Source organism: Amycolatopsis sp. NPDC039088 (assembly GCF_055598845.1).
In genome coordinates, this window is record NZ_JBVKAE010000007.1 from 274,552 (window position 1) to 287,295 (window position 12,744).

The 12,744-nt window shown below is 68.1% G+C and carries 10 protein-coding genes and 1 pseudogene; 4 read left to right on the forward strand and 7 right to left on the reverse strand.

The features are described from left to right. The first annotated feature begins 8 nt into the window (after positions 1 to 8). Positions 9 to 665: a YybH family protein gene (locus ACZ7KI_RS12110; RefSeq protein ID WP_470273164.1), complete on the forward strand. Its 657-nt coding sequence runs from the start codon at positions 9 to 11 to the stop codon at positions 663 to 665. Here ACZ7KI_RS12110 and ACZ7KI_RS12115 read toward each other — a convergent pair. Continuing rightward, the gene (locus ACZ7KI_RS12115) at positions 648 to 1,889 is read right to left on the reverse strand and encodes an acetyl-CoA hydrolase/transferase family protein (RefSeq protein ID WP_470273165.1); all 1,242 of its coding nucleotides are present in this window, start codon (positions 1,887 to 1,889) and stop codon (positions 648 to 650) included. The genes ACZ7KI_RS12110 and ACZ7KI_RS12115 overlap by 18 nt on opposite strands. A 60-nt stretch (positions 1,890 to 1,949) precedes the next feature. Beyond that, positions 1,950 to 2,900: a DUF3048 domain-containing protein gene (locus ACZ7KI_RS12120; protein WP_470273166.1), complete on the reverse strand. Its 951-nt coding sequence runs from the start codon at positions 2,898 to 2,900 to the stop codon at positions 1,950 to 1,952. A gap of 146 nt (positions 2,901 to 3,046) precedes the next feature. Between ACZ7KI_RS12120 and ACZ7KI_RS12125 the strand changes: the two genes are divergently transcribed. Then, complete coding sequence (locus ACZ7KI_RS12125) at positions 3,047 to 3,868, forward strand: alpha/beta fold hydrolase (protein WP_470273167.1); 822 nt, start codon at positions 3,047 to 3,049, stop codon at positions 3,866 to 3,868. Between the two features lie 74 nt (positions 3,869 to 3,942). Here the strand turns inward: ACZ7KI_RS12125 and ACZ7KI_RS12130 are convergent, their stop codons facing one another. Together ACZ7KI_RS12130 and ACZ7KI_RS12135 are read right to left on the reverse strand one after the other, a co-directional pair. After that, positions 3,943 to 5,124: a family 43 glycosylhydrolase gene (locus ACZ7KI_RS12130; protein WP_470273168.1), complete on the reverse strand. Its 1,182-nt coding sequence runs from the start codon at positions 5,122 to 5,124 to the stop codon at positions 3,943 to 3,945. Beyond that, positions 5,121 to 5,882, reverse strand: coding sequence for an endonuclease/exonuclease/phosphatase family protein (locus ACZ7KI_RS12135; protein ID WP_470273169.1), 762 nt, complete (start codon positions 5,880 to 5,882; stop codon positions 5,121 to 5,123). Before ACZ7KI_RS12135 ends, ACZ7KI_RS12130 begins: the two co-directional genes overlap by 4 nt. Positions 5,883 to 6,176: 294 nt before the next feature. Between ACZ7KI_RS12135 and ACZ7KI_RS12140 the strand changes: the two genes are divergently transcribed. Further along, complete coding sequence (locus ACZ7KI_RS12140) at positions 6,177 to 7,706, forward strand: nucleobase:cation symporter-2 family protein (RefSeq protein ID WP_470273170.1); 1,530 nt, start codon at positions 6,177 to 6,179, stop codon at positions 7,704 to 7,706. A 74-nt stretch (positions 7,707 to 7,780) separates the two neighbouring features. Here ACZ7KI_RS12140 and ACZ7KI_RS12145 read toward each other — a convergent pair whose 3' ends face one another. Next, positions 7,781 to 8,239 carry a GNAT family N-acetyltransferase gene (locus ACZ7KI_RS12145; protein WP_470273171.1) on the reverse strand — a complete coding sequence of 153 codons (459 nt, stop codon included), beginning with the start codon at positions 8,237 to 8,239 and terminating at the stop codon, positions 7,781 to 7,783. Between the two features lie 40 nt (positions 8,240 to 8,279). Next, positions 8,280 to 9,491 carry an amidohydrolase family protein gene (locus ACZ7KI_RS12150; protein ID WP_470273172.1) on the reverse strand — a complete coding sequence of 404 codons (1,212 nt, stop codon included), beginning with the start codon at positions 9,489 to 9,491 and terminating at the stop codon, positions 8,280 to 8,282. 411 nt (positions 9,492 to 9,902) lie between these two features. On the opposite strand from ACZ7KI_RS12150, the gene ACZ7KI_RS12155 reads away from it, so the two are divergent. Next, positions 9,903 to 12,224: a beta-L-arabinofuranosidase domain-containing protein gene (locus tag ACZ7KI_RS12155; protein WP_470273173.1), complete on the forward strand. Its 2,322-nt coding sequence runs from the start codon at positions 9,903 to 9,905 to the stop codon at positions 12,222 to 12,224. Positions 12,225 to 12,322: 98 nt separating this feature from the next. Here the strand turns inward: ACZ7KI_RS12155 and ACZ7KI_RS12160 are convergent. Beyond that, a pseudogene (locus ACZ7KI_RS12160) lies at positions 12,323 to 12,744 on the reverse strand (RNA polymerase subunit sigma-24); the annotation flags it as partial.

Sequence of the window (12,744 nt, forward strand, 5' to 3'; positions counted from 1 at the left end):
TGCCCTTCGTGTATCTGCGTGGCTTCTTCGACATCACCCGCAGCGCGGTGGCGGCCCTGCTCGCCCAAGGCGACGGTGGCCACGTCGTCAGCGTGTCCACCAGCCTGGTCGACCACGCGCTTTCCCAGGTGCCGGCCGCACTCGCGGCACTGACCAAGGGCGGCCTGCGCACGACTTCCTCGCCGCGCTGCACCCGGTCGGGCGTCTCGGCGAGATCGACGAGGTCGTCGACGCGGTCACCTTCCTGGAGCAGGCCGGTTTCGTCACCGGCGAGATCCTGCACCTCGACGGCGGGCAGAGCGCGGGGCATTGGCATGGACGACGAAAAGACCCTGCGCGAGGTGCTGGACCGCTGGAAGGACGCGGTGGACGCGCACGAACCCGAGCGCGTCGCCGAGAACTTCACCGCGGACGCCCTGTTCCAAGGGCTGCGGCCCTATGGCGTCGGTCGCGAGGCGGTGGCCGCGTATTACGCCTCGCAGCCGCTAGGGCTGAAAGCGGAGTACGAGATCCTCGAAACGCGCAAGCTCGCCGAAGGACTGGTGCTCGGCTACCTCAGCGTCGATTTCTCCTTCGTGGACCGGCCGACGCTGAGCGTGTACCTCAGCGTGCTCGTGAAAGACGGTCTCATCGGCCACTACCAGGTCTCAGCTCCCGTCCCGTAGCGGGAAACCGAGGCGGCGGCCTGCCTCCCGGAGTTCGTCGCGCGCCCGGGGATGGGCGACGTGGTCGATGATCTGGTCGGCCTGTTCACCGGCGTCGTGGCCCCAGATGGCGGCGGTGCCCTGTTCACTGACGAAGTAGCTGTGCTGGAACGAGGTGACGGGGCCCGCCAGCCGAGGTACCACGGTGGACACGTCGGCCTTGGGGTGCCAGGAAGGGAGGGCGATGATCGCCCGGCCGCCGGGGGAGTGCAGTGCTCCGACCACGAAGTCGGTCTGCCCGCCGAATCCGGAGTAGATGACGTCGTGCACCCGGCTGGCGTTCGCCTGCGCGTACAGGTCGATCTGCAGGGCGCCGTTGATCGAGACCAGCCGTGGCTGCCGGGCGATCAGGCCGGGGTCGTTGGTTTTCTCGGTGCGCAGGAGCCGGACGCGGGGATTGCGGTCCACCCAGTCGTAGAGTTCCGCGCCACCGAAGACGAACGACGCGGTCACCGGCGCGTCCGGGTCGAGCGCGCCCGCTCGTTCCAGCCCCAGCACGCCGTCGCTGAACATCTCCGACCACACGGCGAGTCCCCGGCGCGCCGTCAGCGCCGCGAGCACCGCGTCCGGGACGGCGCCGATGCCGAGTTGCAGGGTCGCGTCGGCCGGGACGAGCTCGGCGACACGTTCGCCGATCGCGTGCGAGACGTCGCTGATCGGGCGCGGCACGGGCGAGGGCAGCGCCTCGTCGACCTCGATCGCGTAGTCCACCTCGTCGCAGGCGAGCACACCGTCGCCGTAGGTGTAGGGCATCCGCGGGTTGAGCTGCGCGATCACGAGACCGCCGCGGGCACGTACCGCCTCGATCGCCGACGGCAGGATGTTCACCTCCGTGCCCAGCGACACGCATCCGTCCACCGGCGTGGACGTGTGGATCACCACGATGTCGGGCGGCAGGGCCTGCTGGAGCAGCCGAGGCACCAGTGACAGGCGGGAGGGGAAGTACCGCAGCATCGGCTTCCCGCGCATCCCTGGCCCGACGAAAGGCGTCTCCAGCGTCACCTCGGCACGGTCGGGGAGACCGGGCTGGCCGTTGAGCGCGAACAGCCGGTACTCGGCCACGGCCTTGTCCAGCAGCTCCAGCGCGCGATACGGGGTGGCGAAATTGCCGCTGACCACGACCCTGGGACAGGTGACGGCGGCGGACAGTACGGCGGACAGCCGCGACTCGGACAAGATGCGCATGGATCCTGGATACCGGACGGGCCCGACCGGCTCATCGGCCGGGTCTCACTAGGTCGGTTTTCACCCGGCCGGGACGAGCAGTATCCACAAAGGACCATCGGCGAGCGGAAGCGGCTGCCCGGCCGCCGTGCGGAACCGCGTAGGCGACTGCTGATCGGGCCGCTCCCAGGTCGCGGGGAACCGCTGCCCCTCCCGCCATACCGTGGCCTGACCGATTCCGGTCGTTTGCGCGATCGGTGAGTTCGGCACGGTTCCGCTCTCACCGCGTTCACCGATCCGAACCGGGACATGCTGTTCCACGACGGTCGCGGCCTCGACTCGTCCGGTGTCGCCAGAGGTCAGCGGTTTGCCGTCGAGGACGATCAGCCACCTGTTTCGTTCGGGTGCCCAGGTGAACTCGAACGCCGCGGAGGGAAACCGGATCGATGCCGTCGAGGCGGGCTCACCCGGACCTGGCGCCGGGCCGAATTCCGGCAGCTGCCCCGCGGTCGCGGGACCGCCGCCGGGCAGCTTTTCCGGGTGGAGAAACAGATTGTGCGGGTTGGGGCGGGCTTCGTCGCGGGAGTAGGCGTTCGCGACCTCCGACGGCGAGGCGTTCACCAGCGACGACGTATGCAAGGAGGGCAGCAGTTCCGGAGCCGCGCCGGAATAGGCAAGGGTGGTCTTGCCGAACTGCGTCAGCAGTCCGAGGTCGGTCGCCCGTGCACTCCGGACCGGCCCGATGACCGACGGCGGCCGGTGCCAATACAGCGCCAGCAGCCGCGTCAGGCCGCCCTCGACCGGTTCGACGTAGACCAGGTCCGCTTCGGCCAACCCGGTCTGCGGGCGCGCCGCGAGCACGTTGTCGATTTTGACCGCGAGCACCGAGCGGTGCTCCGGCGCGGCGGATTCACTCGTTCCGGGGACAGGTGCGGTACCCGTGTCCTTTGCGGTTTCCCTGATGACGAGAACTACCGCGACGGCGACCACCAGCACACCGGCCACCGAGGCCACCCACCAAGAGCGTTTCATCGGTGCACCCTTCCGGCCATGGCCGCGAGGAGCGGCCCCCTGCGAAGTGTGCCGCCCTCACCCCGGGGAGGCCAGCCGAGCGCTCCTGCTCGGTGGGCCGTCCGATTCGGGATTCGCCGACGAACGGGCCGCCTACGATGAGGGATATGGATCTTCGTGAGACGTTCAGCTGGGAAGGGCGGCGCATCGCCTGGGACAAGAAGGGCTCCGGGCCCGCGGTGGTGTTCTGCCACGGAACGCCGTGGTCGTCGTGGCTGTGGCGGCCGTTCGCGGAAGCGTTGAGCGGCGACTTCACCGTGTACCTGTGGGATATGCCGGGCTACGGCCAGTCGTCGAAGGACGCCGGGCATTCGGTCGACTTCGGCGTCCAGGCGGAAGCGTTCACGGCGCTGCTCGCGCACTGGGGACTGGACCGGCCGCACGTCGTCACGCACGACTACGGCGGCGCGGTCTCGTTGCGCACCCATCTGGTGCACGAGGTGGCATACGCGTCGCTGCTGATGGCCGACGTCGTGGCGATCCCGCCCTCGGGCTCACCGTTCTTCCGCTTGGTCAAACAGCATCCGGACGTCCTCGCCCAGGTCCCGCCGTACATCCACGAGGCTCTGGTCAAGGCCTACATCGGCAATGCGTCCCACCGCGGATTGCGCGACGACGACCTCGCCCGGCTCGTCGCCCCGTGGCTCGGCGAGGAGGGGCAACCGGCGTTCTACCGCCAGATCGCCGCGTACGACGAGCGGTACCTCGAGGAGAACGAGGCACTGCTGGACCGCATCGACATCCCGGTGAAGGTCTTGTGGGGCACCGAAGACACCTGGATTCCGGCGGCCACCGGCGAGCGGCTCGCCGCGGGCATTCGCGGTGCTTCGCTCACCCCTGTCGAGCGGGCAGGGCACCTGATCCACCTCGACGCCCCGGTCGTCATGGCGACGGAGTTGCGCTCCTGGCTGACGCGTGTGACGTCCTGACTCCGGATGGGCTCGCGAGTGGTGATGACGGCTCTACGATCATTGCCACTCACGAGCCCTCGCGGAACTCGCGGCTACCAGGTCACCGTGAAGTCGGCGGTGGCTCCGTTGCCTGTTTTGGTCAGCCGCGCGATCCGGCTTCGTCGTTCCGGCGACGGGTCCTCCTGGGGGAGAGGGCTGGCGTCGGTGATGTAGTTCCAGGACGCCCACCAGGAACCGTCGGGCGCTTGGAACGCGGTGAACGCCCCCGGACCCCGTTTGTTGCCCGGCAGGTTCTTCTTGCGGTACTTGCCCGGCAGCCCCGGCCGGAACCGCGGTTCACCCGCCGGGTCGGGCTCGTAGGAGAAGTACGCCCGCTGCTCGTACATCGGCGAGCACCGGTTGTCGGTCAACGCCGTCCCGCAGTAAGCGACGCCCGTGGAGTAGCGGTTCGCGTACCAGTTGTTCCCCGAGTAGAAGAGAAACCACTCGCCGTCGATACGGACGGCGTTGGGATTCTCGATCGTGAGCACGTCGTCGGCGGGACTGTTGTGGTGTGTCCACTCGAGATTCGCGTTGTCGATGAGCTTCTTCGCATCGTCCTCCGACAACCGCCGCACGTGCCGGGACCGGTCGAAGTCCAGTTTGGCCGCGCCCAGCGCGGTGATCCGGTCCTGGGTCCACGCGCCATTGCGCAGGGTCAGCCAGACCTCGCCCTGCCCCCGGCTCACGTCGGCGTCGATCGCCCACCCGTGTCCGGGGCAGAACAGCGGATCGGCGTTGGCGACGAACCCTCCGGTGGCACGCAACGAAGTGGCGTAGCCGATGCAGTGCTTCGCCTGGCCGTCCGGTTCGGGTCCGGGTAATGCCGCGCTGTAGAAAACGTAATAGACGACGCGTCCGTCCTCGTGGTGCGCGAACATCGACGGTGTCCACAGTGGAGAGTCCGGTCGTGCCCAGTAGCCTGCGGGGAACGTGACGCCGTCCCACGCGTCACCGTCGATCGCGCCGCGGCGCTGGAAGCCGCCGTCGGCGAACTCGACCTTCGTGAACGGCAGCTTCTTGCCGGGAACGCTGGCACCGACGGCGAGGTAGGTGTTCGTGTCCGGCACCCGCATCAGATCCGCCGCCGGAAACCGGAAGTCCAGGGACTCGTCCCGCGGTCCGGTCTCGGCTTCGACCGCCGTCGCGCTCGGTATCGCGGTCAGGAGACCGGCACCGCACGCGGCGACGACCGCGGCGACGACCATCGAGCGCCGGAACGAGAGTCGCCTCATCGGGTCACCGTCACCCGGGCGCGGACCGGACGGTGGTCGCTGCCGTAGCCGGTCAGGGCATCGACCTCGGAGCCCGTCGAATCCCTCTTCGCCCACACATGGTCGATGGACTGGGTCCCGTGACTCGGGGCGCTGTACGCCTTGGCCACGCGCCGAAGTCCGGCCATCAGGTCCGATCCCGGCTCGGCGTTGAAGTCACCCAACACGATCGGCTCGGCCACCCGTGTGGAGAACCAGTCGGCGGTGTTGCGCACCTGGAGGTTGTGCAGTTCGCGGTTGAGCTCGTACCGCTGCGCGGACGGCGTGAGATGCGCGACGCCGACGACCCACTGGAACTCGGAACCTCCCACGCGGACCCAGTTGACGTACTTCGGCGGCACCCAGCAGCCGCAGTCGCCGGGTTCCGCGGAGCCGGTTCCCGGGGTGGCCGGGTCCACTTTGGACGCCGGTGAGATTTCGGCGGCACCGTGGCCGGAGATGGTCAGGTTGCCGCGCACGAGGATCGCGTTGTGCTTCACCGCTTGACGATCTGTTTCGTAGATGGCGACGTAGCCGGTCGCGGCCGCCGCGTCCCGCACCACCTCCTCGCGGTCGGCGACCTCCTGCAGCCCGATGACCGCGGGGCGTTCGGTCTCGATGAGACGGACGAGGTCGGCTTTGAGGCCGCCCGCGTCCCCCACGTTGTAGGTGACCACCTTGATCGTGCGATCGGTCGCGGCCTCGGCGGCGGGCACCGCCGTGAGCGATACCAAAGGCACGAGAAATGCGAGGGCGAGAGCCCTGCGCCTCGGTGCCGGACGCACAGCCGGGTTACGGAACTTTTCCATGATTCCCTCCAGTGTTGCGGTGGAAGGGAATCAGAACACCGGTGGACGGTGCCGGGCCACGAAACGGGGCTCCCGTCATACTCCGGAAAGAATTGGCTCCGGCGCTCGCCGCCGGGTCCGCCCGGCCGGAGATCGCCGTCGCTCGGCCTTGCCAATTCTGTCATGTGGAAGTTAACCTCCGCAGATCGAAACTTTGGAGCCCGGCACTGCTGAGAGGCGGATCCGATGGTGAAGAGAAGGCCGAGGGCGGGTGACGCGGCCGCGGCAGGCCGAACCGAGGACGAATGGCTCGGGGCAGGCAAGAGTTTCACCTACGGCATCCAGCATGTGCTGACGATGTACGGCGGCATCATCGCGCCGCCGCTGATCATCGGTGGCGCCGCGGGCGTCTCGCCGTCGGAGATCGGCCTGCTGGTCGCCTCCTGCCTCTTCATCGGTGGGCTGGCGACGATTCTGCAGTCGCTCGGCGTGCCCTTCTTCGGCTCCCGGCTCCCGTTGGTGCAGGGCACCTCGTTCGCCGGGGTGGCGACGATGACCGCGATCGTGGCCGATGGCGGGCTGCCCGCGGTGTTCGGTGCCGTCATCGCCTCGGCGTTGCTCGGCCTGCTCGTCACGCCGGTGTTCTCCCGGCTGGTGAAGTACTTCCCGCCGGTGGTCACCGGCACGGTCATCACGGTGATCGGGCTGAGCCTGATGCCGGTCGCCGCCCGGTGGGCGATGGGCAACGACACCAAGGCACCGGACTTCGGCTCGGTCTCCGACATCGGGCTGGCCGCGCTGACGCTGGTCATCGTGCTGGTGCTGAGCAAGGTCCCCATCCCGGCGGTGTCCCGGCTCTCGATCCTGCTGTCCATCGTGGTCGGCACCGTGCTCGCCGCCGCGCTGGGCGAGGCCGATTTCTCCCAGGTCGGGGCAGGCCCGATCTTCGCCGTGCCGACGCCGTTCGCGTTCGGCCCGCCGACCTTCAGCGTCGCCGCGATCGCCTCGATGTTCATCGTCATCCTGGTGACCCTCACCGAGACCACGGCCGACATCCTCGCGGTGGGGGAGATCGTCGATACGCCGGTCGGGAAGCGCCGAATCGGCGATGGCCTGCGGGCCGACATGGCGTCGTCAGCGATCGGGCCGGTCTTCAACGGGTTCACCCAGAGCGCGTTCGCCCAGAACGTCGGCCTCGTCGCGATCACCGGGATCAAGAGCAGGTTCGTGGTGACCGCCGGCGGCGTGGTCCTGTTGGTATTGGGCATGCTCCCGGTACTGGGACGCGTGGTCGCCGCGATTCCTTACCCCGTCCTGGGCGGAGCGGGTCTCGTCCTGTTCGGCACGGTCGCGGCGTCCGGCATCAAGACGCTGTCCAAAGTGGACTACAACGGGAACATGAATCTGGTCATCGTCGCGGCCTCCGTCGGCTTGGGCATGGTCCCGATCGCGGCGCCGGACTTCTACCACCACTTCCCGGCGTGGGTCGGCACGATCTTCCACTCGGGCATCAGCGCCGCCGCGCTCACGGCGGTCCTGCTGAATCTGTTCTTCAACCACTTGAAGACTGACAAGACCGACGACAACCCGTCAGTGTTCGCGACCGCCACGCGAGTGATCGACTACTCGGACCTGAAGGCGTTCTCACAGCTCAAGAACGGTGACAGGATCGTCGACGGCAAGATCGTCGACGCCGACGGCAATCCGGTGCCGGTGCGGGACGCGGATGGCCGGCCGGTGCCCTACCGGATCGGCTCCGAGCCGGAGGCGCACTGACCGCTCGGGAAGTCCGTGAAGGCCTCCTTCCCTACCTTGAGCGTAGGGAAGGAGGCCTTCACGGACCAGCGCGATCAGTGCGCCGTGCCCGGGGTCCGGTCGTGAAGTTCGCGGATGAAGCGCTCCTGCCGACTTGAGGTCCCGTGATAGCCACGCGCCCGATAGAACTGTTGCGCGGCGTCTCGGGTGCGTGTCGTGGTGAGCTCCAACCGCACGCAGCCCCATTCGCGCGAAAGGTCCTCCGCGGCTGTCAGCAACATGCTCGCGACGCCGGTGCGCAACCGCTGCCGGGCGACCACGAGTCCCTGCAGATGGGCGTTGCGTTTCGCGTCGGCCAGTCGCGGACATGCCACGACGGCGGCCATTCCGACGACCTCGGTGTCGTCCTCGGCGACGATGAGGGCGCCTTGCGGGAGGTCTTGCCACTGCTTCAGAATCTCGGCCACCCCCTCGCGATCTTGTGGGTGTCCCCAGTGGTCGAAGAGGGGAACGAGGGCTTCTGCGTCGTCTGGAGCGGCGGGCCGGATTCTCACCCCGGAAGCTTACTGACAGAGCGCGTCAAGGCGCGGCCGATCAGAGGTCCACCACCGAAAGCCCGTCCGCCACGACGACGCCGTCGTGCAGCACCGTGCGGTCCTTGCCTCGGTCCATCACCGCGCTCGTCGGGGTTTCGCCGTCCACCAGTACCAGGTCGGCGCGGTCGCCGACGGCCACGCCGGGCCGGTCGGCGATGCTCGCCGGCCGCGGGACGTCGTGGCTCATGATCGACGCGCCACCCACCGTCGCGACGGCCAGTGCCATTTCGATCAGGTCGTCGCGGCGGAAGCCGTGCGTGAAGGCCAGTTGCCAGGTGCGGTCGAGCAGATCGCAGTTGCCGTACGGGCTCCAGTAGTCTCGCTGGCCGTCTTCCCCCAGGCCGACGCGCACGCCGGCGGTCGTGAGGTCCGCCAGGGACAGTTGGCCGTCGACGGACGGTGCGACGGTCGCCATCGCGATGTCCAGTTCCGCGAACGTGTCGATCATGCGGCGGCTCACCGATTCCGAGACCGAGCCCAGCCCGTACGCGTGCGACATGGTCACCTTGCCGCGCATGTCCAGCGCGCGGACCCGCTCGATCACCAGGTCGGTCGAGAACACGCCGAGGTGCCCCGGCTCGTGCAGGTGGATGTCCACCTCCACGCCGTATTTCTCGGCGAGCCCGAACACGACGTCCAGATGTCCCTTGGGGTCCTTGTCCAGCGAGCACGGGTCGATCCCGCCGACGACCGTGGCGCCCGAGCGCAACGCGGCCTCCAGCACGTCCGCGGTGCCGGGCTCGCGCAGGATCCCGGCCTGCGGGAACGCCATCACGTCGACGTCCGCGTGCCCCGCGAACCGTTCCTTCGCGGCGAGGACGGCGTCGAGCTTCTCCAGCCGGCAGTCGACGTCCACCTGCGCGTAGCTGCGTACCCGGGTGGTGCCGTTGGCGATCATCCGCTCCAGTGTCCCGGCGACACGCTCGGGCAGCGGAACCTCGGCGTCGCGCCAGTTCTCACGGTCGTTCAGCATCATCGCCCACACACCCGGCGCGCCCGTATGCGGCCGGAACGGCAGGCCGATCCGGGTCGAGTCCAGGTGGACGTGCACGTCGCTGAACGACGGGAACAGCAGCCGCCCGCGCCCCTCGACCGTGTCAGGCGACGTGGCGGCGGCCGGATCGTGCGGTCGCACCGCCGCGATCCGGTCGCCGGTCACTTCGACGTCGCTGCGCTGTCCACCCCACGGGCGGACGTCACGGATCAACACGGAGAGCACCTTTCCTGCCGGGGTCCGAACCGGCTCTTTGGTATACCAAAGCGGAGGCAAGGTGTCGCAGGTGGGTGCTCCGCGTCCAATCGCCCAGAACTTCACGCCGCCGAAGAGCTTCCAGTGTGGTCCATTGTGGACCTTCGGCCGATCGGCGGCAGGGAGCGCGATGCGCCGGGGTTGTGGTCGAAACCTGTACGGCGCCTTGACTGTGGCGGCGTTATCGGCCACGCTCGTGCTAGCCCTGCCGAGTACCGCCCTGGCTCTGTCGACTCGCAGCACAAGTCTCATCCGTGCCTGCCAGGTGAACGGACAATTGTGTTAGCGCTAACACTGGCGACGGGCGAGGCGAAGCTATGTCCACAATGTACTGATCTGTGCACGTCGTTCTCCATGGAAAGGGATACAACGATGTCTTCCTCTTTCAGCCGGCGGCGGCTTCTGCAAGCAACGGGAGTCGCGACGGTCGCCTCTGTCGTGGGGGACTACTTCGGCGGCTCGGTCGCACATGCGGCTCTGCCCCCGGTGAGGCCGGACATCGGCGTGTCCGCGTATCCCTTCCAGCCCGGCCAGGTGCGGCTGACGGCGAGCCGGTGGCTGGACAACCAGAACCGCACCGTGAACTATCTGCGGTTCGTCAACGTCGATCGGTTGTTGTACAACTTCCGGGCCAATCACCGGCTGTCCACCAACGGCGCCGCTCCCAATGGCGGCTGGGACGCGCCGTCCTTCCCGTTCCGCAGCCATATGCAGGGACATTTCCTCTCGGCCTGGGCACAGGTCTACGCGGTGACCGGGGACACCGTCTGCCGTGACAAGGCCGTGTACATGGTGGCGGAGCTGGCCAAATGCCAAGCGAACAACGGCGCGGCAGGGTTCAGCAGCGGGTACCTTTCCGGCTTCGCCGAAGCGGACTTCAGCGCGCTCGAAGCGCGGACCCTGACCAACGGCAACGTACCGTACTACTGCATCCACAAAACCCTGGCCGGTTTGCTGGATGTGTGGCGCTACCTGGGAAGTACCCAGGCGCGTGACGTTCTGTTGCGGCTGGCGGGGTGGGTCGACCAGCGCACCGGCCGGTTGACCGGGCAACAGATGCAGGCCATGTTGGCGACGGAGTTCGGCGGGATGAACGCCGTGCTGGCCGATCTGTACCAGCAGACCGGCGACTCGCGCTGGCTCGCCGTCGCCCAGCGCTTCGATCACGCCGCGGTGTTCACCCCGTTGGCGGCCAATCAGGACCAGCTCAACGGGATCCACGCCAATACGCAGGTGCCCAAATGGATCGGCGCCGCGCGGGAGTACAAGGCCACCGGTACCACTCGTTATCGCGACATCGCCGGGAACGCCTGGGGGATCTGCGTCAACGCGCACACCTACGCCATCGGCGGCAACAGTCAAGCCGAGCATTTCCGGCCGCCCAACGCCATCGCCGGGTACCTGAGCAAGGACACCTGCGAAAGCTGCAACACCTACAACATGCTGAAACTCACCCGGGAGCTGTTCGCGCTGGATCCCGGCCGGGCCGAGCTGTTCGACTACTACGAGCGGGCGTGGCTGAACCAGATGATCGGCCAGCAGAACCCGGCCGACACCCATGGACACGTCACCTACTTCACGCCGCTGAACCCGGGAGGCCGTCGTGGTGTCGGGCCGGCGTGGGGTGGCGGCACGTGGAGCACCGATTACGACTCGTTCTGGTGCTGCCAGGGCACGGGCCTGGAGATGCACACGGCCCTGATGGACTCCATCTACTTCTCCAGCGGCTCCACGCTGATCGTGAACATGTTCCTGCCATCGGTGCTCGACTGGTCGCAGCGGGGGATCACGGTCACGCAGACCACGTCGTACCCGGTCGGCGACACCACGACCTTGCGGGTCACCGGAACCGTCGGCGGGACCTGGTCGATGCGCCTCCGCATCCCCGGCTGGACGAGCGGGGCGACCATCAGCGTCAACGGCACCGCCCAGAACATCGCCACCACGCCGGGCAGCTACGCCACCTTGACCCGCTCGTGGAGCTCCGGCGACACGGTCACCCTTCGCATGCCGATGCGCCTCATCACGCGCCCGGCCAACGACAACCCGAACGTCGCCGCGATCGCCTACGGACCCACGGTCCTGTCCGGGAACTACGGGAACACCGCGCTGAGCGCTCTGCCGTCACTGAATACTTCTTCGATCACCCGGACCAACGGCAGCTCGCTGGCCTTCACTGCCACCGCGAACGGATCCACCGTCGACCTGGGGCCGTTCTACGACGCCCACGGCCACAACTACACCGTCTACTGGAACGTCAACGGCCAGAGCGCGGCCACTTCCCGCCTCGTGAACGTGGGCAGCGGCCTCGTGCTGGGCATCCAGGACATGTCCACGGCCGACGGCGGCCGTGCGCTGCAGTGGCACGACTCGGGCACCGCGGACCACAACTGGGAGATCATCACCGACGGTGACGCCGTTCGTTTCCGCAACGCCAACAGCGGCAAGGTGCTCGGTGTCCGTGATATGTCCACAGTGGACAACGCGGCGGTCCTGCAGTGGGCGGACAACGGCACCGGCGACCACCGGTGGACGCTGCTCGACCAAGGAGACGGGACGTACAAGATCCGCAACGTGCACAGCGGAAAGCTGCTCGGTATCGAGAACAACTCCACCAGTGCGGGCGCCTTCGCCGTGCAGGGGGCAGATAGCGGCGCCGCCGGCAACCGATGGCGAATCGTGCGTGACAACTGACGGCGAGAGTGGCCTTGCGCAGTCCCGGATCACCGGGGCCGGACCGCTGCCCGCACATCGAATCGACTGTCCGGGATTGTCGATAATGGACAGTCTCATCAGGACTCCGGGGGTTCGATGGCGTGCAGGCGTCGGGCGAGGTAGCGCCGGTCGGCGGGGTTGGTGGCGAGGTCGTGAGCGCGCCGGTATGCCTCGGCCGCTTCATCGGTGCGGCCGAGGCGCCGCAGGAGGTCGGCACGGGCCGCGTGCAGCAAGTGGTAGCTGCCGAGGCCCTCGATCTCGTCCATGAGCGCCAGTCCTTCGGCCGGGCCGGTGGCCATGGCGACCGCGACAGCGTGATTCAACGCCACCACCGGGGACGGGGTGGAAGCGAGCAGTCGGGCGTACAGGGCGGCGATGCCGGGCCAGTCGGTGTGCTCGGGAGCCGGTGCCTGGGCGTGCATGATCGCGATGGCGGCCTGCACTTGGTAAGGGCCTGGCGTGCCGGAACCCAGCGCGCGATCCAGCAGGCCGACGGCTT